Annotated in this window: 16 protein-coding genes and 1 tRNA gene; 8 read left to right on the forward strand and 9 right to left on the reverse strand. The window is 71.9% G+C overall.

The genetic code is table 11. The annotated features are described in order from the left end of the window. Positions 1–465: 465 nt before the first annotated feature. On the forward strand, positions 466–1,515 hold the full coding sequence (locus ACWEN6_RS34885; protein WP_452576332.1) for an AI-2E family transporter: 1,050 nt from the start codon (positions 466–468) through the stop codon (positions 1,513–1,515). Between the two features lie 109 nt (positions 1,516–1,624). Here the strand turns inward: ACWEN6_RS34885 and ACWEN6_RS34890 are convergent, their stop codons facing one another. From ACWEN6_RS34890 to ACWEN6_RS34900, 3 genes are all read right to left on the reverse strand, one after another. After that, the gene (locus ACWEN6_RS34890; RefSeq protein WP_452576334.1) at positions 1,625–2,869 is read right to left on the reverse strand and encodes a hypothetical protein; all 1,245 of its coding nucleotides are present in this window, start codon (positions 2,867–2,869) and stop codon (positions 1,625–1,627) included. A 365-nt stretch (positions 2,870–3,234) separates the two neighbouring features. Then, positions 3,235–4,788 carry a glycoside hydrolase family 18 protein gene (locus ACWEN6_RS34895; RefSeq protein WP_452576336.1) on the reverse strand — a complete coding sequence of 518 codons (1,554 nt, stop codon included), beginning with the start codon at positions 4,786–4,788 and terminating at the stop codon, positions 3,235–3,237. Positions 4,789–4,800: 12 nt separating this feature from the next. Continuing rightward, on the reverse strand, positions 4,801–6,186 hold the full coding sequence (locus tag ACWEN6_RS34900) for a cellulose binding domain-containing protein (protein WP_452576337.1): 1,386 nt from the start codon (positions 6,184–6,186) through the stop codon (positions 4,801–4,803). 630 nt (positions 6,187–6,816) lie between these two features. Between ACWEN6_RS34900 and leuE the strand changes: the two genes are divergently transcribed. Continuing rightward, positions 6,817–7,482 (forward strand): leucine efflux protein LeuE, encoded by a 666-nt coding sequence (leuE, locus tag ACWEN6_RS34905; protein WP_452576338.1) that lies wholly within the window; start codon positions 6,817–6,819, stop codon positions 7,480–7,482. A gap of 34 nt (positions 7,483–7,516) precedes the next feature. Here leuE and ACWEN6_RS34910 read toward each other — a convergent pair whose 3' ends face one another. Beyond that, positions 7,517–7,858, reverse strand: a complete 342-nt coding sequence (locus ACWEN6_RS34910) for a luciferase domain-containing protein (RefSeq protein WP_452576339.1) — start codon at positions 7,856–7,858, stop codon at positions 7,517–7,519. A gap of 275 nt (positions 7,859–8,133) precedes the next feature. Here ACWEN6_RS34910 and ACWEN6_RS34915 point away from each other — a divergent pair, with 275 nt between their 5' ends. The 3 genes from ACWEN6_RS34915 (at position 8,134) to ACWEN6_RS34925 (ending at position 12,491) form a co-directional block, all read left to right on the forward strand. Beyond that, positions 8,134–8,784, forward strand: a complete 651-nt coding sequence (locus tag ACWEN6_RS34915) for a VC0807 family protein (RefSeq protein WP_452576340.1) — start codon at positions 8,134–8,136, stop codon at positions 8,782–8,784. Positions 8,785–8,977: 193 nt separating this feature from the next. Then, complete coding sequence (locus ACWEN6_RS34920) at positions 8,978–9,697, forward strand: SDR family oxidoreductase (RefSeq protein ID WP_452576341.1); 720 nt, start codon at positions 8,978–8,980, stop codon at positions 9,695–9,697. Between the two features lie 133 nt (positions 9,698–9,830). Beyond that, positions 9,831–12,491 carry a PEP/pyruvate-binding domain-containing protein gene (locus tag ACWEN6_RS34925; RefSeq protein WP_452576342.1) on the forward strand — a complete coding sequence of 887 codons (2,661 nt, stop codon included), beginning with the start codon at positions 9,831–9,833 and terminating at the stop codon, positions 12,489–12,491. Between the two features lie 191 nt (positions 12,492–12,682). Here the strand turns inward: ACWEN6_RS34925 and ACWEN6_RS34930 are convergent, their stop codons facing one another. Continuing rightward, positions 12,683–13,594 carry a TIGR03564 family F420-dependent LLM class oxidoreductase gene (locus tag ACWEN6_RS34930; RefSeq protein ID WP_452576343.1) on the reverse strand — a complete coding sequence of 304 codons (912 nt, stop codon included), beginning with the start codon at positions 13,592–13,594 and terminating at the stop codon, positions 12,683–12,685. A gap of 166 nt (positions 13,595–13,760) precedes the next feature. Between ACWEN6_RS34930 and ACWEN6_RS34935 the strand changes: the two genes are divergently transcribed. Then, positions 13,761–14,195: a hypothetical protein gene (locus ACWEN6_RS34935; RefSeq protein ID WP_452576344.1), complete on the forward strand. Its 435-nt coding sequence runs from the start codon at positions 13,761–13,763 to the stop codon at positions 14,193–14,195. Positions 14,196–14,215: 20 nt separating this feature from the next. Here ACWEN6_RS34935 and ACWEN6_RS34940 read toward each other — a convergent pair whose 3' ends face one another. The 3 genes from ACWEN6_RS34940 to ACWEN6_RS34950 form a co-directional block, all read right to left on the reverse strand. Beyond that, entirely contained in the window at positions 14,216–15,115 is a 900-nt protein-coding gene (locus ACWEN6_RS34940) for a sugar phosphate isomerase/epimerase family protein (RefSeq protein WP_452576345.1), read from the reverse strand. After that, positions 15,112–16,260 (reverse strand): dihydrodipicolinate synthase family protein, encoded by a 1,149-nt coding sequence (locus tag ACWEN6_RS34945; protein ID WP_452576346.1) that lies wholly within the window; start codon positions 16,258–16,260, stop codon positions 15,112–15,114. Before ACWEN6_RS34945 ends, ACWEN6_RS34940 begins: the two co-directional genes overlap by 4 nt. Positions 16,261–16,420: 160 nt before the next feature. Further along, entirely contained in the window at positions 16,421–17,572 is a 1,152-nt protein-coding gene (locus tag ACWEN6_RS34950) for a Gfo/Idh/MocA family protein (protein ID WP_452576347.1), read from the reverse strand. Between the two features lie 201 nt (positions 17,573–17,773). On the opposite strand from ACWEN6_RS34950, the gene ACWEN6_RS34955 reads away from it, so the two are divergent. Both ACWEN6_RS34955 and ACWEN6_RS34960 read left to right on the forward strand, forming a co-directional pair. Then, positions 17,774–17,847: transfer RNA gene (locus ACWEN6_RS34955), tRNA-Met, on the forward strand. Between the two features lie 377 nt (positions 17,848–18,224). Next, the gene (locus tag ACWEN6_RS34960; RefSeq protein ID WP_452576348.1) at positions 18,225–19,940 is read left to right on the forward strand and encodes an IlvD/Edd family dehydratase; all 1,716 of its coding nucleotides are present in this window, start codon (positions 18,225–18,227) and stop codon (positions 19,938–19,940) included. Positions 19,941–20,044: 104 nt separating this feature from the next. On the opposite strand, the gene ACWEN6_RS34965 is transcribed toward ACWEN6_RS34960, so the two are convergent. Then, positions 20,045–21,121 carry a zinc-dependent alcohol dehydrogenase gene (locus tag ACWEN6_RS34965; RefSeq protein ID WP_452576349.1) on the reverse strand — a complete coding sequence of 359 codons (1,077 nt, stop codon included), beginning with the start codon at positions 21,119–21,121 and terminating at the stop codon, positions 20,045–20,047. Between the last annotated feature and the right edge of the window lie 77 nt (positions 21,122–21,198).

Here is a 21,198-nt window from a genome sequence, read left to right on the forward strand (position 1 = left end):
AAACGGACGCGTACACCACCGGAAACCAGACCCACCAAGGACCCGACCCCCGACTGGGGCGTTCATCTCGTATGCCTTCATTTTAGCCGACCCGGCCGACTGGAACCAAATCGCGCCGTTACCGGCACTTGACTCCCGCCACCCGAACCAACGAGCATTCAGGCCGCCCCGTCTCCAGGGCAACCCCTCTAGCTTACACACTCTGTCGTAGTGACGCAAGCGCCTCTGCGAAGATTTTTCGAGGGGTACCGACATGCGCTCCCCGCCAGCGCCCAGGCCGCAACCACTCGAGGTGGCGGGCTTGGTTGGTGACCGGGCGATGCCGACGACAAAAGATTAGCACCGTCCGCGCGTCCCTCGATCCAATACAGGCAACGTTCGAGTAGAACCTTTCGGCCCACGGGGCAAGACCAGTACAACAAGCGGTAGAACCGAGGATCACGAACCGGATCGAGGCTGACCACCGTGAGCGAGCGAAGTACCCCCCGGGCGCTGGTCATGCTGCTGGTGGCGGCCTCGGCCGTCGTCGTGCTGGCCGGCATCAAGGCCGTCAACACCATCCTCGGCCCCATCGTTCTCGCCCTGGTCCTGGTCGTGGCGGTCGCCCCGATCAGAAGGTGGCTCGTCCGCAGGCGCGCGCCGAGCTGGCTGGTCGTCGCCGTGCCGTTCTCGGCGGTCATCGTGGTCCTGCTCGGCATGGTGGCGATCCTCACCACCGCTGTCGTCCAGATGGCGGCGCTGCTGCCGGGCTACTCGGGTCAGTTCAACAAGCTGGTGGCCGACGCCCAGGCGTGGGCGGCCGCGCGCGGCATCGCGCCACAGGTAGACCAGGCGCTGCGGTCCTTTGATCCGGGCAAAATGGTGGGGATCGCGCAGAGCCTGGTGTCCAGCGTGCTCGGAGTGGTTTCGAGCCTGTTCCTCATCGTCGTGCTGCTGCTGGCGATGAGCCTGGACGCACCGGTCACCTCCCGGATCATCGCGGCCGCCGCGGCGGAGCGGCCGGCGATCACCAAGGCGCTCACGACGTTCGCCGACAGAACCCGGCGTTACCTGCTCGTCTCCACGATCTTCGGCCTGATCTGCGCCGCGCTGGACGTGGTCGCGCTGTATGTGCTGAGTGTGCCGCTTCCCCTGCTTTGGGGCGTGCTGGCGTTGATCACCAACTACATCCCGAACATCGGGTTCGTCATCGGGCTGGTGCCGCCGGCCCTGTTGGCGCTCCTGACGGGCGGTCCGCGGAGCATGATCCTGGTGATCGTGGCCTACATGGTGATCAACATCGTGGTCCAGTCGTTCATCCAGCCGAAGTTCCTCGGCGACGCCGTCGGGTTGAGCACCACGGTGACATTCCTGTCGCTGATCCTCTGGGCGACGGTGCTGGGACCGCTGGGAGCGCTTCTGGCCATCCCGCTCACTCTGCTGACCCGTGCCCTGTTCATCGACAGCGACCCGGGGCTCAAGTGGTCGACCGCCCTGGTGTCCGGCGAACTGCCCGCGAACCGGCCGGGGTCGTGAGCCGGCAGGAATGGACGCCGGCCGCGCGTCAGGCAGGCGTCCGCGCGTCTCTCAGGCGTCCGCGCGATCGCGAAGGCGCACGCGGATCATGCCGAAGAGCGAGCCCGCCTCAGGCCGAGGCTCCGACCACCGTGCGGGGAACTCCCTCGCTCGTCGCGAGCGTGGACCCCCCGTGCCTGCGGCCCCAGGGCATGGCGGCGATGAGGAGGGGAAGCAGCACCGCCGAGCTCATCGCCCACGGTGAGTGCAGGTTCCACCAGCGCACGTCGTTGAACTGGGTCAGATAGAGATAGCCGACGGCCGCCCACGTGGAGGTGCCGATGATGACCGGCCAGGTGAACCGCGTCGGGCGGGCGACGAGGAACGGCATGAACCACATGAGGTACTGCGCGCCCAGCCGCGGGGTGACGACCATGAACGCGAGCAGCAGCGCCGTGGTCAGGTCGACGGGGTCGGCGCGGCGCCACAGGAAGCCGACGACGAGCAGCGTGCCGTAGATGGCCCATTGGCCGTAGCGGGCGAGGTCGGCGTTCAGTGTCCAGTCGCCGCCGACCACGAGCGCGGTCCATCCCCACTCCCCGATGATGGGACGCACGTCGCCGATGGTCTGGATCACCTTGGGGAGCTGGGCGAGGGACGTACCCGCGCCGATGGGCAGCGTGACCAGGAAGAAGATCGGCGCCACGCCGGTGGCGAAGAACGCGTAAATGCGCGAGCGCAGGTCAGGCAGGAACAGCAGCATGCCGGGGACCAGCCAGATCGGCCAGCTCTTGGCGCACAGCGCGAGGCCCATGAGCAGGCCGGCGACGATCGCGTTGCGGACGGGCCTGGACGTCCTGGCGTTCCTGGCGACGATGAAGGCCGCGACGCCGAACATCAGGGAGACCGGCTCGACCTGGCCGTGCACCGCGGCCACCAGCACCGCGAGCGGGTTGCAGGCGTACTGGAAGGCGCGCAGGCGGGCGTCCTTGCCGCCCGCGAGCCTGCCGACCAGGGGGATCAAGATGATGTCGGCGACCACGGTGACCAGACGGCCGGCGACCTCCCACGGGATGTGCATCCACAGCAGTAGGCCGTACACGTACGGGATCGTGGGGAGGAAGTGCCAGCCGCCGTCGCTCTCGAGCACGGGGTCCTGGTGAGCCAAGATCGCCTGGCCCGCCGGTTGGAAGCTCTTCATGAAGTCCACGGGCTGCCAGACGGACTTCACGGCCAAGACCATGATCAGGACGCGCACCCCGACGCCGACGGCGAGCGTGACGGCCGGCGACGGTCTCCAGCCCTTCCATTGGGCGACGATCGCGAGCACGACACCTGAGACGAGGACGCACCCCGTGAGAATTGCGTTGTCCATGACGCTCACTAGCCTGCCGGAACACAGCCCATACCGACCACTCGGGTGTGGAAATTGCCACCATCTATCCAGAATTGTTCACACAAAGAAGTATTTTGACTCCTATGGGTGACGATCATGCGCTAAGTGTGCATTAGATCGGTCCACGGAGGCGGCCGTCGAGCACACGCGCAGGTCACGGACGAGGTGTCCAGGGACGACGAGGAGCGCACGGGCGGCCCTCTCCAGGGGACCGACGAGGAACCGAAGGCGCTGTGCGGGACAAGCGTGCGGCCCGCGGGCTCCGTGGGGGGTCGGAGCCGCGGGCCGCACGGTCCTCGGTGGCCTCGGTCTTCACACTCGTCTGATCGGGACGAGACCGCCGGTCAGAAGCCCGCGGTGATCTGCGTGAACTGCCAGTCGTTCTGGGCGATGCCGCTGCACGCCGACTGGACGCCGCCGCCCGCGCAGCCGCGGTCGCGGTTGACCGACCAGAACGCCAGCCGCGCCAGCCCCTTGGACTTGGCCCAGTCGCGGATCTGGGTCCAGGTCGCGGGCGTGGTGGTCTCCTGCTGGTCGGACAAGCCGTTCATGCCGGAGATGCCCATGTGGGCGTAGGCGGTGGCGTCGGACCAGCCGAAGGCGTTCTTCAGCGCGGTCTTCAGGCCTTCGGAGGCGTTGACGGTGCTCTGGTACATGTTGGCGCCGCCGCCGAAGTCGAACGGCATGATCGTGAACACGTCGATGTTCGCGCCCAGCGCCGCGGCCTGGTTGATGAGCCGGGTGCCGTAGTACGACGGGCCCGTGGTGCTGGTGCCGAACGTGACGATCGTCTTGATGCCGGGGTTGTTCTGCTTGACGATCTTCAGCGCGTTGAGGATGCGGTCCTGGACGGCCTCGTTCTCGAACTCGTCGCTGTTCTCGATGTCGATGTCGATGGCCTTCAGGTTGTAGGCGCTGATGACCTGCTGGTAGGCGCCGGCCAGCGCCTGGGGGGTGGAGCAGTTCGGGCCGAGCTTGTTGCCGCTCCAGCCGCCGAACGAGGGGACGATGTCGCCGCCGGCCGCCTTGATCTGCGCGATCGCCGTCGCGTCGGCGCCTCCCTGCAGCGGGCGCTGCCCGTCCCACGCCGGGGTGCAGCCGCCGCCGGACAGGACGAAAGCCATGGTGAACCACTTGACCCCGGTCGCGTTCATGACCGTGGCGGGGTTCGGCGGGCTGCCCCAGCCCAGGTACAGGTAGGGGGCTCCGCTGCCGCCGGTGGGCTGCTGGCATCCGGTGGTGGTGGCGGTGACGGCCGCGCTCGCGGACGACTCGCCGACCGAGTTGTACGCCTTCACGGTGTAGGTGTGCGAGGTGCAGGAGGCGAGCGAGCCGATGGTGGCCGAGGCGCCGGTCACCGTGGCCCTGACGGTCGAGCCCTCGTACACGCGGTAGCCGGTCACGGTGCCGCTGGAGGCGGACCAGGACAGGGAGATCGACGTGCTCGAAGTGCCGGTGACGGCCGGGGTGCCAGGCGTGCCGGGCGCGCCGGGGTTGGTGGTGCCGCCCGAGCAGGAGGCTCCGTTCAGCGTGCAGTTGAGCGGGGCGCCGAAGTTTCCGGGGCTGCCGTTGAAACCGAAGGTCGTGCTGGCGCCGGCGGCCAGGGTCGGGGCCCAGCTCGGGTTGGTGAAGATGTAGTGCTGGCCGCTCCTGGTCATCACCGCGTCCCACGCGGTGGTGACGGAGTAGCCGGCGGGCAGGTCGAAGGCGACGGTCCAGCCGTTCAGCGGGCTGGAGGTGCCGTTGGTGACCGTGTACTTGCCCTCGAAGCCGCTCCCCCAGTCCTGCGGCTTGGTGAAGGTCGCGGTGGCCGAGGCCGCCGAGGCGGGGGCCGTCGTCACCACCAGTACGGCGCCGGCGGCGAGCAGTGCCGCGACGCATAAGCGGATCAGGCGCATCGGATCGTCCTTTCAGCCGGTGAAGGCCTTGAAGATGGTGGTGAACTCGTAGGCCGACTGGCTGACGCCGCTGCAGGTGGGCGAGAGGGTGCCGTTCGGGCAACCGCCGTTGTCGCGGCCGGCCGACCAAAAGCCGATCCGGCCGACGTGGTTGGCCTGGGCGTAGGACAGCAGCTTGCGCGCGTCCGCCTGCGTGGTGGTCTGGCCGGTGTCGTTCTTGCCGATCATCGGGGTGAGGCCGAGCAGCCGCTTGAGCTGCGCGTCCGTCTTCGAGGGCCAGATCGTCCGCATCTGCCCGAGCGTCGCGTTGGCCGCGGCGACCATGGCGTCGCCCCAGGCGCCGGAGTAGCCGAAGTCCATCAGCATCGGGTTGACCAGCACGTTCAGCCCGCGCGCCGCGGCGTCCTGGAGGATCTGGACCGAGAACGGGTCCATGCCGTAGTCCTGGCCCTGGATACGGAGGGTGTAGCTGATCACCGTGCCGCGTTCGGCCTGCAGCTGCCTGAGCGCCGAGTTGACCTTGGCGATGTCGATGGACGCCTCGATGTCGACGTCCAGGTGGTTGGTGCCGACGGTGTCCAGCACCTTCTTGTAGGCCGCCAGCAGTTGCGCCGTGGTGCCGCAGCTGTGTTCCAGGTACGGGCCGACGGCGCCGCCCGTGGCGACGATCACCTGGCCGCCCCGTGCCTGCAGTCCGCGGACGTCGTTGATGACGCGCGAGTCGTTCAGCGGGATGGTGCCGCCCCAGGCGGGGTTGCAGCCGGTGCTGTCGCCGAGGGCGAAGGCGAGGGTGTAGTTCTTCACCCCGGTCGCGGTGGCCGCGCTGACCAGCGACGGCGTGGTCATCGTGATGTCGATGTACGGGGCGAGGAGGATCGAGCCGGTCGGCGGCGGGGTCACGGTCGGGGTCGGGGTCGGCGTGGGCGTCGGGGTCGGCGTGGGCGTCGGGGTCGGGGTGCGAGTGGGAGTCGGTCCGGGCGGCGTGGGCGTCGGGCTGGGGGTGGTGCCGCCGCCGCAGGACGCGCCGTTGACCTTGCAGTTCAGCGGCGCTCCGGGCCCCGCGCCGACGAACCCGAACGAGGCGGAGGCGCCGGGCGCCAGCGATCCGTTGTACTCGCGGTTCCTGAAGGTGTAGTGGCCGCCGGACTGGCTCATCAGGGCGTCCCAGTAGGTGCCGACAGTGGTGCCGGACGGCAGGTCGAACTCCACGGTCCAGCCGTTGACGGTGCTCGCGGTGCCGTTGGCGACGGTGTACTTGGCCTCGAAGCCCGACCCCCAGTCGGAGGTCTTGACGAAGGTGGCGCTCACCGAGGCGGCCTGCGCGCCCGGTGGCGCGAGCACCGCGACGGCGATGCTCGCCAGGGCTGTGAGGACGAGCAGGGGCAAGGTGCGTCGCATGATCGCTCCCATGCTGCGAAAGGCGGGCGTCGCGCGTCCCGGGCGCGGGACGCGAGGGGGGTGAGAGGGAGGATGGGCGCTGGCTCGCTGGATGTCCGCAGCTCATAGGGCATCGGCACGGGAGGGGGACAGGGGCGCGGACGGCTGCAGGTCACCAGTACTTTTAGGAAAGTTTCCTAAGAGTTGTCGCGATCGTAGCTCCGGCGCAGGCCGCTCACAAGGCCCAAACGGCGAGGTTTTCTCCCAGGCAGGGCGGCTTTGACAGCCGCGTCACACTGGTCTACCCGCCTGCCTGGAGACATACGGTCACCCGCCCCCGCGGCCCGTCCCGGATTCGCCATGCGCGTCACGACGGACGACGGCGGCCACGTCCTCACGGGCGCGAAGCGGATAGTGGGCCGCCCGCGAACGTTCACCGGGTCGGACGCCGTGGCCGGCGCCGGCATCGCCGTACCATGACCCGCCGGCCCGGCGCCGATCACCCCCAGCACACACCGGGGTGGAGAGCCGTACCCGGTGAACGTAGGTGGTCACCGCACTGGAGATGCCGGGGCCGTGTCGCGGCGGCGGTCCGGTTAATGAGGTGAACGTGGGGTTTGGGGCGGTATAGCGTGTCACTTCCCTGCGTACATGGAGTTCGGCGGCATGTTCTTCGGCATCACCAATATCTGGGCCTACGTGATCGGGGCCTTTCTGATCATTCTTCTTCCCGGTCCCAACTCGCTGTACGTCCTGACGGTGGGGGCACGGCGTGGCGTGCGCACCGGGTACCGCGCGGCCGGCGGGGTGTTCGTGGGCGACACGGTGCTGATGGTGCTGTCGGCGGCCGGGGTCGCCTCGCTGCTGCGGTCCACGCCGATGCTGTTCAACGTGGTCAAGTACGCCGGCGCGGCCTACCTCGCGTGGCTCGGCTTCAACATGATCCGCGCCGCCGTGCGGTCGTGGCGGGGCAAGGACGAGCCGGGCGGGCAGGGCGAGGCGGCGCCCGACCTCGCCGACCCGTTCAGGAAGGCCCTCACGATCAGCCTGCTCAACCCCAAGGCGATCTTGTTCTTCATCTCGTTCTTCGTGCAGTTCGTCGACCCGCATTACGGCGCGCCGGCGCTGTCATTCCTGATCTTGGGTGCGATCTGCCAATTCTTCAGCGTCGTCTATCTGTCCACGCTGATTTTCGGCGGGGTGTACCTGGCCACCCAGTTCCGGCGGCGGCGCAGGCTCTCGGCCGGCCTGACCTCCGGCGTAGGGGCGCTCTTCCTCGCCTTCGGCGCCCGGCTGGCGACCTCCAGCCTCGGCTGACGGCGGCCGCTCGCGCGGCCGCCGGCCGTCCCGCTCAGTCGTCGTTGACCTTCAGCGCGACGCTGACCAGTGACAGGAACAGCTCGGCGTCGGTGCGGTCCGCGATCTCGACACGGATCCAGCCGGTGCCGTGACCTGGTGTGACACGATGGGAGTCGGCGAGCACCCGGGCCCATCGGTCGACGAGGGGGGCGGTGAGCAGCAGCTCGGCAGTGTGGTCGCCGCGCATGCGGATGATCTCGCGGCCGCGCGCGCGGAAGCGGATGGCCTTGCGGGAGTGGCTGACCGCGAGGTCGGGCCAACGGGTCAGCTCGACGGCGACGCCGGCCACGCAATCGGCGGACGGGGGGACATGCGTGCGTGAGAGCACTGCCATGACTTCATGCTCCCGAACCGCTCGCCATCCGGAAACCCTCCGTTCCCGAACCGTTATCCAATGTTCAACCACCTCATGAAGGGTGTACTGCCCGAAGCCTAGTAATGATCGAATTAAACGATCATTACCAACATATGTACGCCTTACCTGGACATTGTGTACCGTGAGCCACTAATGACTACAATTCGGCGTTTCGGCCGCGTTTCGGCGAACACATCCCAGGGTAGGCGTCGAAGCTTTAGCGTCGTTCCACGAACGTCCTCCCTGGGAGAAGCATGAACGCTCCACACTTCACCCTGCCGAGGATCACCGCGCTGTTCCGGCAGGCCGTGCCGCGGCTCCTCGAAGGCGTCGTCGCCCCGCTCGCCGTGTTCTACACCGCCCTGGCCGTGCTCGGCCTGGACGGGGCGCTGGTGGCGGCGGTGAGCTGGGTGTACGCCGGGGTGCTGTGGCGGGTCGTCCGCCGCCGGCCCGTCCCCGGCACGATGTTGCTGGCGGCGATCGCCATCACCGCGCGGGCGGCGCTGGGCTGGTGGACGGGAAGTGCCGTCGTCTACTTCCTTCAGCCCGAACTGGGCACGATCTGCATCAGCATGGCCTTCCTGGCCTCGGTCCGCCTGAACAGGCCGCTGGTCCAGAAGCTCACCTTGGACTACATCCACCTTCCCTCGGCCGTGCTGCGGCACGAGCGGGTGCGGCGCTTCTTCGCCCGCATCACGCTGCTGTGGGCGTTCGTGCTGCTGGCCAACTCCGCGGTCAGCATCTGGCTGCTCCTGCACCAGTCGATCGGCACCTACCTCCTGGTGCGCACGTCGGTGGTCGCGGCCATCAGCGGCGTCGCGGTCGGCGTCTCGATCTACGCCTTCCGCCGGGTGCTGCACCGCCTGCACGCCGACGCGCCCGCCCCGGCCATCACCGCCGGCTAGACCGGACGGCCGTCCGTCGGCGCGGACGGCCGCCGCCCCGGTGGCTCCCCTCCCCCGCCCGACGCGACGCTCCCGATGTGATGGACCGGACGCGATCCGGGATATCCGCACGTCTCAGCCCCAGGCGACATGTGCGCGAATGTGCGCCGATGGGCAAAGATGAGGGCATTTCCTGTGCGGAGAGGACGGAATCATGGGATGCGCACTCGTCACCGGGGCCTCGCGGGGCCTCGGCGCGGCCATCGCCGAACGGCTGGCGGCCGACGGCTGGAAGGTCGTCGTCAACTACGCCCACGACACCGCGGGCGCGACGGCGGTGGCCGGCCGCATCGGCGCGGCGGCGTACGTGGCGCGGTTCGACGTCACCGACGAGGAGGAGGTCGCGCGCGGCGTCGAGGACATCCGCGAGCGGGTCGGCGCGATCGGTGTCGTGGTGAACAACGCGACCGGCCCGCAGCCGATGATGCCGATCGAGAAGCAGACCTGGCAGGACCACCTCGACCAGCTCCGGTTCTTCGTCAAGGCGCCTCTGCTGCTCCTGCACGCCGTGCTGCCCGACTTCAAGGCCGCCGGCGAGGGACGCGTCGTCAACATCGGCAGCGAGGTGGCCGACCTCGGCAACGCCGACTTCGCGCACTACGTGTCGGCCAAGGCGGCCATGCACGGCCTGACCCGCTCGTGGGCCCGCGAGCTCGGACCGCTCGGCATCACCGTCAACACCGTGGAACCGGGCTGGATCCCGGTGGAGCGCCACGCCGGCGACGACTGGAGCGACTACGAGGCGAGGCTGCCGCTGCGCCACATGGGCGTCCCCGCCGACGTCGCCGAGGCGGTGGCCTATCTGGCCTCCCCCGGCGCCCGCTTCGTCACCGGCCAGCGGCTGGCCGTCAACGGGGGCAACACCATGAGCTAGCTCCGCGTCATGACCCTTATTTCATCGGTCGTTGATTTCAACGGCTGATGAGTTTATGGTGGGGTCATACGACGGACAGCGTCGCCGGGAGCGCGGGCCCCGTCCGCCCCGGCGGCTCCACAGGGAGACCGACATGCTGACCTCCGACGGTGACCGCCGGCTCGCCGGCCCGGAGCACCACCCCCTGATCCTCGGCTTCCCGGACATCGCCGCCGACGCGCTGCCGCTGGTCGGGGGCAAGGCCGCCAACCTCGGCGTGCTGACCCGGGCCGGGCTGCCCGTGCCGCCCGGGATCTGCCTGACCACCTGGGCCTACCGCCGCGTCGCCGAAGGGGCGCACCTCGGCGAGGTGCTGGACGCCCTGGCGCGCACCGCCCCCGGCGACACCGCCACGCTGGCCGAGCTGGCCGGCCTGGCGCGCGCCGCCGTCCTGGCCGCACCCGTGCCCGACGACATCGCCCGCGCCGTGCGGCGCGCGGCCGACGGCCCAGTGGCGGTCCGCTCGTCGGCCACGGCCGAGGACCTCCCGGACGCGAGCTTCGCCGGCCAGCAGGACACCTACCTGAACGTGGTCGGCCCCGAGGCGGTGCTGGACGCCGTCCGCCGCTGCTGGGCCTCGCTGTGGACCGACCGCGCCGTCGCCTACCGCGCGGCCAACGGCATCGACCACGCCGCCGTCCACCTGGCCGTGGTCATCCAGCGCATGGTGCAGGCCGAGGTCGCCGGGGTGATGTTCACCGCCAACCCGGTCACCGGACGGCGCCGCGAGGTGGTGATCGACGCCAGCCCGGGGCTCGGCGAGTCGGTCGTCTCCGGCGGGGTGAACCCCGACCACTTCGTGGTCGGCCCGGCCAAGAAGATCACCAAACGGGTGCTCGGCGATAAGGCGACGGTGATCCGCTCGGTCGAGGGCGGCGGCACTGAACAGGTCGCGCGGGAGTCCGAGGACGGTCCGTGCCTGACCGACGACCAGATCGTCGCCCTGGCCGGGCTCGGGGCCCGCGTGGAGGACCACTACGGCTCCCCGCAGGACACCGAGTGGGCGATCGACTCCTCCGGAGCGCTCTGGCTCACCCAGGCCCGGCCGATCACCACCCTGTACCCGCTGCCCGAGACGCCTCCGGACGGTCTGCGGGTGTACTTCTGCTTCAGCCTGGCGCAGGGCCTGCACCGGCCGATCACCCCGATGGGGGTCTCGGCCTTCCGCACGCTCGCCGGCTCGGTCATCGCCACCCTCTACGGCGCGCGCACCGGCCCCCTGCCGCTCGCGGAGCCGGGCATGCGCCTGTTCGGGGACATCACCGGCGTCATGCGCAGCCGGGTGGGGCGGGCCGTCGTGCCCCGGCTGCTGGACGTCATGGAGGCGCGGTCGGCGGTCGTGCTGCGCGGCCTGTTCGACGACCCGCGGCTGAGCGTGACCCACCGTTCGCCGCTGCCCGCGGTGCGCCGGCTGTGGCGCATCGCCGCCCGATATCGCATACCGGTGCGCATCGTGCAGGCGCTGCGCGACCCGCGCAGCTCGCGGCAGCGCATAGCGCGGGTGGTCGAGCACCTGCGCGAGCGGCTGGCGCTGTCGCCGGACGCCACCCCCGAGCAGCGCCTCGACCACGTGGAACACTGCCTGCGCACCCAGGTGGTGCCGATGATCCCGCACATCGTGCCCGCCCCGGTCGCCGGCTTCCTGATGATGGCCCTGGCCGCCCGCCTGCTCCGCGGGCGCAGCAGGCCCGGCGAGCTGCCGACCGTGCTGCGAGGACTGCCGCACAACGTCACCACCGAGATGGACCTGGCTCTGTGGCACGCGGCCTCGCGCATCCGCGCCGACGCGGCCTCGGCCCGCGCGCTGGCCGGCCCGGCCCTGCCGCAGGGCGAACTGCCGCCCGTGCTGCGCGAGGAGCTGGACGGCTTCCTGGCCCGCTACGGCCACCGGGCCGTCGCCGAGATCGACGTGGGCATGCCCCGCTGGGCGGACGACCCGTCGCACGTGCTGGGCGTGCTCGCCAACTACCTGCGGCTGGACGACCCATCCCTGGCCCCCGACGAGCAGTTCGCCCGGGGAGCGCGCGAGGCGGAGGAGATGATCGGCACGCTGGCCCGCCGGGTGGGCGGCCTGCGCGGACGCGTCGTGCGCTTCGCCCTGGGACGCACCCGCGAGCTGGCGGGCTACCGGGAGATGCCCAAGTTCTGCTTCATCGTGGCCCTCGGCGAGATGCGCGGGCACCTGGCGGCGGTCGGGAAGGAACTGGCCGGGCGCGGGCTGCTGGAGGAGCCGGACGACGTGTTCATGCTGAGCATCGCCGAGGCGCGGGCCGGGCTCGGCGGCGCCGACCAGCGCGCGCTCGTCCGCACGCGCCGCGCGACCTACGAACGGGAGCTGCGGCGGCGGCACATTCCCCGGGTCATGCTCTCCGACGGCACCGAACCGGAGGCGGTGGGGGCCGCGGCGCCCGTCGAGGGCGCCATGACCGGCACTCCCGCCTCCCCCGGCACGGTGACCGGCAAGGCGCGGGTCATCCTCGACCCGGTGGGCGCCCACCTGTCGCCCGGGGAGATCCTGGTCGCGCCCTCCACCGACCCCGGCTGGACGCCGCTGTTCCTGACGGCGGGCGGCCTGGTGATGGAGATGGGCGGCTCGAACTCCCATGGCGCGGTGGTGGCCCGCGAGTACGGCATCCCGGCGGTCGTCGGAGTGCCGGACGCCACCTCGCGGGTCGCCACCGGGGACGAGATCACCGTGGACGGCACCACCGGCGCCGTCACCCTGGCCGCGCCCCCGGCCCGACCGTCCGCCTGACCGCCGCCTGACCGCCCGCCTGATCGCCCGGCCGTCGCCGCTAGTGCGCTGCTGTCCACGAACGTTCACCGGCTCGGGCGCCGTAGGAGGCGCCGGCATCGCCGTACCACGACCCGCCGACCCGGGGCCGATCACTGCGCCACGTGGCACGGGTAGAGAGCCGCGCCCGGTGAACGTATGTGGTCACCGCACTAGGTGAGCAGGCTCGTGAGCAGGCGCCGGGTGCGCGCGGCGTCCTCGCCCGTGACGAAGGTGGCGGCGGCGAAGTCGGTCACCCCGAGCGCGGCGAGGTCGGCGATCTGGGCGGCGACCTCGTCCTCCTCGCCGATGATCGCCACGTCGCCGGGGCCGGCCGCGCCCTCCCGGTCGAGCATCGCGCGGTAGGAGGGCAGTTGGCCGTAGATGGAGAAGACCTTCGAGGCGCGCTCCCTGGCGGCGTCCCGGTCGCCGGTGACGGCGACCGGGAGCGCGCACACGACGCGCGGGGCGGGGCGTCCCGCCTCCGCCGCGGCCCCGGTGATGGCCGGGACGACGTGGTCGGCGATGGTCTTGGGCCCGGTCATCCACAGGATCGTGCCGTCGGCCGTCTCCCCCGCCAGGCGCAGCATGCGGGGCGCGAGCGCGGCGATCAGCAGGGGCACCCCCTCCCGGGCGCGCGGAGTGCCCAGTTCGACGTGGGCCCGGAGCGTCTCGCCGTCGACGTCGGCCCGCTCACCGCGCAGCAGGGGGGCCAGCACCGCGAGGTACTCGCGCATGTGCCGCGCCGGCTTGTCGTAGCTGTAGCCGTACATGTCCTCGATGACGACGCGGTGCGACAGCCCGACGCCGAGCGCGAGCCTGCCGCCGAGGGCCAAGTCGGCGGTGAGGGCCTGCTGTGCCAGGACGGCCGGGTGGCGCGGGTAGGTCGGCACGACGGCGGTGCCGAGCTCGATGCCGGGGACGCGGGCGCCCGCGGCCGCGAGCGCGGTCAGCGCGTCGAGCCCGAAGATGTTGGAGACCCACGCCGAGGCGAACCCGTCGTCGGCGGCGCCGGCGATGCGCTCCTCCAGCTTGACGATCGCGTCCGGCCCCGAGGGCTCGTTGAGGTACAACCCGATGCGCATCCGTCCGTCCCGTCCACTCACCATACCGAATGAAATTCTGTTCCTGTGCGGGTTCATGGTACGCATCCGCGCGCCGTCCGCGAACGCGCACACGCGGGCGCGCGTCCACGGCCGCCGGGCGGACGCCCGCGCCGCGCGCCGGAGGATGATCGGTAGAGTGGCGGGGATGCGGGGTGTCCTGGCGTGCGGTCTGGTCCTGCTGCTGGCGTGCGCCTGCGGCGGCGCCGAGCCGTCCTTCGAGCAGGCCGCGCGGTTCCTGCGCGACGACGGCGCCGCGCTGAGCCGGCTCTCGCTGCCGGGCAAGACCACGGCCTTCACCCGCGAGACGACCGGCTGCCCGGCGGGCACCGCCCGCAGCGTCTACAGGCTCACCGGCGACCTGCCCGCCGAGCCTGACGCCCACGCCATGGCGACGGTCACCGCCATCCTCGCCTCCGATCTCCATCGCATGGGCTACCAGGAGGGCGACAGCCCGCAGGAGCGGTTCGGCGTGAACGTCAGCACGATGAAGAAGGAGTCGCTCGGCATCGTGGTCACCGTCATCGTGCGCTCGGGCCGGCCGAACGTCGAGGTCACCGGCACGACGGCCTGCGCCTCCTGACCAGCGGCGCCCGGCGCGCCCTACAGGACCTCGGTGACGTAGCGGCGGATCAGCGTGGCGATCACCTCGTGGCCGTCGGCGTCCCACACGTCCGCGTTGAAGATCTCCACCTCGACGAACCCGGTGTACCCCGCCGCGTCGACGGCGGCGCGCAGCGGACGGAAGTCGATCACGCCGTCGCCCATCATCCCCCGGCCGAGCAGCGGATCCGCCGGCAGCGGCACCAGAAAGTCGCAGACCTGGAACGCCGCGATGCGCGGGCCGGCCCGCGCGACCTGCGACAGGACCTCCGGATCCCACCAGACGTGGAAGGTGTCGACCACCACGCCGACCGCCTCGGCGGGCCAGCGGGCGGCCAGGTCGACGGCCTGGCCGAGCGTTGAGAGCACGGCGCGGTCGGCGCAGTACATCGGGTGCAGCGGCTCCAGGGCCAGCCGCACGCCCGCCCGCACCGCGTACGGCACCAGTTCCTCCAGCACGGCGGCCACCCGGTCGCGCGCGCCGGCCAGGTCGCGAGACCCAGCCGGCAGCCCGCCGACGACCATGACCAGGCAGCCCGCGCCCAGGGTGGCGGCCTCGTCGATGGCACGGCGGTTGTCGTCCAGCGCGCGGGAGGCACCGGCGGGGTCGGCTGCGGTCAGGAAGCCGCCCCGGCACAGCGACGACACCTGGAGCGCGGCGTCGCGGACCAGCCGGGCGGTCGCGGCCAGGCCGTGCTCGGCGACCTGCTCACGCCACAGGCCGATCGCCGGCACGCCGAAGCGCGCGCAGCCCGCGACCGCCTCCGCGACGCCCCACCGGCGGGTCGTCCACTGGTTGAGGGACAGGCGGGCGAGCCGCGGATCGCCCGGCGGCGGCGTCCGGACCGTCGCCGGGCGCCCGGACGGCACGTCCACGGCGGGGCCGTGGCGCGCGCTCACGCCGCCACCCCGGCCGTGGCGAGCAGGGCGCGCATGCGGGCCTGCGCCAGTACGGGATCGGGCAGCAGGCCGGCTCGTCCGGCCAGCCGGAACACCTCGGAGAGGTGGACGATAGAACGGGCGGACTGCGCCCCGCCGACCATGGTGAACGCGTCCTGGTGCCCGGCCACCCAGGCGAGGAACACGATGCCCGTCTTGTAGTGGTAGGTGGGCGTCTCGAAGAGCTTGCGGGACAGCGGGACGGTCGGCTCCAGCAGTTCCCGATAGCGGGCGGCGTCGCCGGCGTCCAGCGCCTGGAGAGCGGCCGACGCCACGGGGGCGATCGGGTCGAAGACGCCGAGCAGGGCGTCACTGCCGGACTCGATGAGCGGTGAGTAGTCGAAGTCGTCGCCGGTGTAGAGCCGCACGCCCGCCGGGAGGGCCGCGCGCAGCCGCACCTCGCGCTCGGCGTCCAGCAGCGAGACCTTGACTCCGTCGACGCGGCCGGCGTGCTCGTGGACCAGCGTGAGCAGCGCGTCGGTGGCGGCGTCCAGGTCGCGCGAGCCCCAGTATCCGGCGAGCGACGGGTCGAACATCTCGCCCAGCCAGTGCAGGATGGCCGGCCGGTCCACCTCCGCCAGCAGCCTGCCGTAGACGGCGTGGTAGTCGCCGGGCGTGCGCGCGACCGCGGCGAGTTGTCTGCTGGCCATGAGGATCACCCGGGCCCCGGCCGCCTGGACGGTCTCCACCTGCTCGCCGTACGCCTTCAGCACCTCCTCGCACGTGGCGGCCCGCGGCGCGTGGTCGGTGCCGGCCCCGCAGGCGACGAGCTCCGCCGGGTCGCCGAACCGCGCCGCCTCGGCCGCGGTGCGCCGGATCAGCTCGCGGGTCGCCGGCCAGTCCAGGCCCGTGTTGCGCTGCGCGGTGTCCATGGCGTCGGCCACGCGCATGCCGTAGGACCACAGGTGGCGGCGGAAGCGCAGCGTGGCCTCCCAGTCGACCCGCGCGGGGGCGCCCGGGGTGTTGTCGCCGAGCGGGTCGGCGACGACGTGCGCGGCGGCGTAGACCACGCGGGAGCGCGGCGGCCCCGGCGGGAGCGGCCACGCGGCGGGCGGACCCGGCTCGTACGGCTCCAGCGTCCCCTCGGCGGTGGGCAGCAGGATCATCGGACCCCTTCCCCTACGGACGGCGGCATGGCGCGGGACGGCGGGGACCCGGCGCGCGTACGCGGAGGCACAGGGGCGGGCCTCCGGGGAACGCCGCAGGTTCGCGCGGACACGGGGTCGGACCACCATGGCGCGGGGCCGGACCACGCAGGCTTGGCGATCACAACACGAGCTCCGGCAGCTCGACGCGGCGGCCCTCCGCCGAGGACCGCAGGCCCGACTCGGCGAGTTGCACGCCCCGCGCGCCCGACAGGAAGTCGTAGGGGAAGGGGGTGTCCTCCACCACCGATCGCACGAACATCTCCCACTGCGCCTTGAAGCCGTTGCCGAACTCCTCGTTGTCCGGGACCTCCTGCCAGTCGTCGCGGAAACGGTGGGCGACCGGCACGTCGGGGTTCCACACCGGTTTGGGGGTGACGGCGCGGTGCTGGACGCGGCAGCCGCGCAGCCCGGCGACCGCGCTGCCCTCGGTGCCGTCCACCTGGAACCGCACCAGCTCGTCGCGGTCGACTCGGACGCACCAGGAGGAGTTGATCTGCGCGATCACGCCGCCGGCCAGCTCGAAGATGCCGTAGGCGGCGTCGTCGGCCGTGGCGCGGTAGGCGCGGCCCGCCTCGTCGACGCGTTCGGGGATGTGGGTGGCCACCCGCGCGGTGACCGCCTCAACCCGGCCGAACAGGTTCTCAAGGACGTAGGACCAGTGGCAGAACATGTCCAGGGTGATGCCGCCGCCGTCCTCGGCGCGGTAGTTCCACGACGGGCGCTGGGCGGGCTGCCAGTCGCCTTCGAACACCCAGTAGCCGAACTCGCCGCGCACCGACAGCACGCGCCCGAAGAAGCCCCCGTCCAGCAGCCGCCTGAGCTTGAGCAGGCCGGGCAGGAACAGCTTGTCCTGGACGACGCCGCCGCGCACCCCGGCGCGCGCGGCCAGGCGGGCCAGCTCGACGGCCTCCTCCGTCGTCGTCGCCGTCGGCTTCTCGGTGTAGACGTGCTTGCCGGCCTCGATCGCGCGGGTGATGGCCGCCACCCGCGCCGGGGTCACCTGCGCGTCGAAGTACACCTGGTTGTCCGGGTCGCGCAGCGCGCCCGCCAGGTCGGTGGTCCAGCTCTTGAGGTTGTGCCGCTCGCAGATCTCGCGCAGCTTGGCCGCGCTGCGGCCGGCCAGCACCGGTTCCAGCAGCACCCGGTCACCGCCGGACAGGGCGACGCCGCCCTCGTCGTTGATGGCCAGGATCGAGCGGACCAGGTGCTGGCGGTACCCCATGCGGCCGGTGACGCCGTTCAGCACGACGCCCAGGGACCGTGTCGTCACCTCGAACCCTCCTTGCCTCTTCAACGGTAGGAGAAGGCGCTGCCGGCATCGATGCGGGTCAAGGCTGCGGAAAGCGCTTTCCATGGCACCTTAGGTTCCCGTTCCCGGATGGTCAAGAACGCCGCCGCACCCTCGACCGCCGTGGACGCCGCCGGTTTCGGTTTGCGCGGATCGAGATCGGCGGTATCGTAGAGGAACCGACGCGGGGTGGAGCAGCTCGGTAGCTCGCTGGGCTCATAACCCAGAGGTCGCAGGTTCAAATCCTGCCCCCGCTACAAAGAGAAGGCCCTGGACGACCGGCACGCCGGCGACCAGGGCCTTCGTCGTTCCCGCCCTCTCGCCGGCCACCGCGCCTTCCCCTCTGAGGGCCTGCTCCGTGACCGCGCCGGTCGCCCACCGGTCCACGCCCGGCCGGCGGTCCGGCCTCGGCGGCAGGCCGAGCAGCGCGGGCTCTCCCCCGTCTCCGGGACCTGCCGTCACGTCCGATGAGGCGCCTTTTGGTCGCACGTCCCCGCCCACTCCGTCATGCGCACGCGCGCCACCGTGCGTGCGGTCGTCGTGGCGTCCGGCGGGGTGCCGCGCGGCGGGGCTGGAAGCTACGATGAGCCTGTTCCGCATATCAAACTTAAGTTCCACATATTGGAATAGGGCGATGGCTGATCTTCGCAGTGCACAGTGGTACGCCGGAAACGACCGCAATGCCTACATCCACCGCGCATGGATGCGCCGAGGCGTGCCCGGCACCGCGTTCGAGGGGCGGCCGCAGATCGCGATCGCCAACTCCGCCTCCGACCTGACCCCGTGCAACAGCCACCTCAACGAGGTGGCCGAGAGCGTCAAGCAGGGCATCTGGGAGGCCGGCGGCGTGCCGCTCAACCTGCCGGTGGTGTCGCTCGGCGAGACGCAGGTGCGCCCCACCGCGATGCTGTGGCGGAACATGGCGGCGATGGCCACCGAGGAGATGCTGCGCGCCAACCCGATCGACGGGGTGGTGCTGCTCGGCGGCTGCGACAAGACCATCCCGTCGCTGCTGATGGCCGCGGCCTCGGTGGACCTGCCGGCGGTGGTGGTGCCCGGCGGTCCCATGCTGACCGGCACCTTCCGGGGAGTGCCGCTGGGCTGCGGCACCGACGTGTGGCGGCTGAGCGAGGAGGTGCGCGCCGGCACGCTGTCGGAGCAGGCGTTCATGGACTCCGAATCCTCGATGATCCGCAGCCGCGGGCACTGCAACACGATGGGCACCGCCTCCACCATGGGCCTGCTCGCCGAGGTCCTCGGCACCACCCTTCCGGGCACCGCCGGCCTGCCCGCCCCCGACAGCCGGCTGCTGGCCCGCGCGCACGAGACCGGCCGCCTGATCGTGGAGATGGTCGCGGAGGAGCGCCGGCCCAGCCGGGTGCTGAGCAGCGGTTCGTTCCGCAACGCGATCATCGCGCTGGCCGCGCTGGGCGGGTCCACCAACGCCGTGGTGCACCTGCTGGCGATCGGCGGCCGCCTCGGCATCCCGCTCACCCTGGACGACTTCGACGAGGTGGGCGCCGGCGTGCCGCTGCTGGTGGACCTCCAGCCCGCCGGACGGCACCTGATGGAGGACCTCCACCGCGCGGGCGGCCTGCACGCCGTGCTGCGGGAGGTGGTGGACCTGCTGGACCAGGACGCCCTCACCGTCACCGGCCGGCCGCTGGTCGACTACCTGCCCGAGGCGCAGATCTGGGACCGCGAGGTCATCCGCAGCCGCGGCGAGCCGTTGCAGGGCGAGGCCGGCATCGCCGTGCTCCGCGGCAACCTCGCCCCGCAGGGGGCCATCATCAAGCCGGCCGCCGCCTCCCCCCACCTGCTCCGCCACCGGGGGCGGGCCGTCGTCTTCGACTCCATCGAGGACTTCCACGCGCGCATCGACGATCCCGAGCTGGACGTGGACGCCGACTCGGTGCTGGTGCTGCGCGGGTGCGGGCCCAAGGGGTACCCGGGCATGCCGGAGGTGTCCAACATGCCGCTGCCCGCCAAGCTCCTCAAAGAGGGCGTGCGCGACATGGTGCGCGTGTGCGACGGGCGGATGAGCGGCACCGCGTACGGCACGGTGGTGCTGCACGTCGCCCCCGAGGCGGCCACCGGAGGTCCGCTGGCCCGCGTCCGCACCGGCGACTGGATCATCCTCGACGTGGAGGCCAGGCGCATCGACATCGACGTGCCGCAGGAGGAGCTCGACGCCCGGGCGCCGTCGCAGGCGATGACCGACGGCCTGGCCCGGCCGCGCCGCGGCTGGGAGGAGCTGTACGTGCGCACGGTGATGGGCGCCGACACCGGCGCCGACCAGGACTTCCTGCTCGGGTCCAGCGGCCACGAGGTCTCCCGCGAGTCGCACTGACCCCCGGCCCGCCCCGCCCCGCCCCGTCACCGGGGCGGGGCGGGGCGGCCGAACGGCCGGAGAAGGTCACCGGGTGCCGGGGAGAGCCGTTGGGGGGCCCGGCCTCAGCCGGAGGGGTGGACCAGGACCTTGCTCGCCTTCAGTGTGCCGTCGGCCAGCGCGCGGAAGGTGCCGGGCGCCTGCTCCAGGCCGACGCGGCCCTCGATCAGCGGTTCCAGCTCCGCGGCGTGCGCGCCCGCCCACGCGGCGGTGTCGCGGAACTCGGCCTCGCCGTAGGCGAAGCTGCCGATGACGGTGCGCTCCTCGGTGCTCACCGCGTACGCGGAGATCTCCACGCGCGGCGCCGCCATGCCGACCAGGACGACGCGCGCGCCGAGCGCGGAGACCTCGAAGGCGGCCTGCAGGGTGCGCGCCGACCCGACCGCGTCGATGACCACGTCGGCCGCCCCGCCGAGAGCGGCGACGACGCCTCCGGCGGACGGGATGGCCGGGTCTTCGGTGGCGGACGGCGCGACAGGCGACGACACGGCGGCGGCGGACGGCCCGGCCGGGTCGATGGCGGTGAAGCCCAGGCGGGTCAGCAGGGCGCGGCGGGCGGGGTCCAGTTCGCCGACCACGACGCCCGGGTTGCCGGCGCGGCGGGCGGCCAGGGCCACGGCCTGCCCGATCGGGCCACCGCCGACCACGTACACCCTGTCCTGCGGTCGGAGTGCGGCGCGGCGCACGGCGTGGTGGCCGACCGCGAGGGGCTCCACCAGGCCGCCGATGTCGGCCGGGACGCCTTCGGGCAGCGGGACGAGGTTGCGGGCGGGGGCGACCATGCGCTCGGCGAAGGCCGCGCTGATCTCCCGCCCGACGCCGATCACCCGCCGGTCCGGGCAGCGCTGCGGCGTCCCGGCGGCGCAGGCGGCGCAGCCCCCGCAGCCGATCACCGGATTGACGGTGACCAGCTTGCCCGGACGGTGGGCTCCCGTGCGGTCGTGCAGGACCCTGCCGACCGTCTCGTGCCCCATCACCTGCCCGGGGTGCCTGCGCCCGTTCTCGCCGGTGTAGCCGTGCAGGTCGGAGCCGCAGATGCCGGTCGCGACGATCTCCAGCAGCGCGTCGCCGGGGCCGGGGACGGGTTCGGGGCGGTCCTCGACCGTCATCTCCCATGGCCCGTGGAACACCAGTGCGCGCATGTCTCCTCCTTCAGGTCAGGACGTGGTCGCCGTCACGGGTCCACGTACCGGGCGAGATGTGGTCACCGTCACGCGTC

The organism is Sphaerisporangium sp. NPDC004334 (assembly GCF_053602655.1).

What these genes read in the sequence shown, in the direction of transcription:
- ACWEN6_RS34890 (WP_452576334.1), bottom strand. Translation starts at nt 2,869, where the DNA reads ATGGACAACGCAATTCTCACGGGGTGCGTCCTCGTCTCAGGTGTCGTG.
- ACWEN6_RS34895 (WP_452576336.1), bottom strand. Translation starts at nt 4,788, where the DNA reads ATGCGCCTGATCCGCTTATGCGTCGCGGCACTGCTCGCCGCCGGCGCC.
- ACWEN6_RS34900 (WP_452576337.1), bottom strand. Translation starts at nt 6,186, where the DNA reads ATGCGACGCACCTTGCCCCTGCTCGTCCTCACAGCCCTGGCGAGCATC.
- leuE (WP_452576338.1), top strand. Translation starts at nt 6,817, where the DNA reads ATGGAGTTCGGCGGCATGTTCTTCGGCATCACCAATATCTGGGCCTAC.
- ACWEN6_RS34910 (WP_452576339.1), bottom strand. Translation starts at nt 7,858, where the DNA reads ATGGCAGTGCTCTCACGCACGCATGTCCCCCCGTCCGCCGATTGCGTG.
- ACWEN6_RS34915 (WP_452576340.1), top strand. Translation starts at nt 8,134, where the DNA reads ATGAACGCTCCACACTTCACCCTGCCGAGGATCACCGCGCTGTTCCGG.
- ACWEN6_RS34920 (WP_452576341.1), top strand. Translation starts at nt 8,978, where the DNA reads ATGGGATGCGCACTCGTCACCGGGGCCTCGCGGGGCCTCGGCGCGGCC.
- ACWEN6_RS34925 (WP_452576342.1), top strand. Translation starts at nt 9,831, where the DNA reads ATGCTGACCTCCGACGGTGACCGCCGGCTCGCCGGCCCGGAGCACCAC.
- ACWEN6_RS34930 (WP_452576343.1), bottom strand. Translation starts at nt 13,594, where the DNA reads ATGCGCATCGGGTTGTACCTCAACGAGCCCTCGGGGCCGGACGCGATC.
- ACWEN6_RS34935 (WP_452576344.1), top strand. Translation starts at nt 13,761, where the DNA reads ATGCGGGGTGTCCTGGCGTGCGGTCTGGTCCTGCTGCTGGCGTGCGCC.
- ACWEN6_RS34945 (WP_452576346.1), bottom strand. Translation starts at nt 16,260, where the DNA reads ATGATCCTGCTGCCCACCGCCGAGGGGACGCTGGAGCCGTACGAGCCG.
- ACWEN6_RS34960 (WP_452576348.1), top strand. Translation starts at nt 18,225, where the DNA reads ATGGCTGATCTTCGCAGTGCACAGTGGTACGCCGGAAACGACCGCAAT.
- ACWEN6_RS34965 (WP_452576349.1), bottom strand. Translation starts at nt 21,121, where the DNA reads ATGCGCGCACTGGTGTTCCACGGGCCATGGGAGATGACGGTCGAGGAC.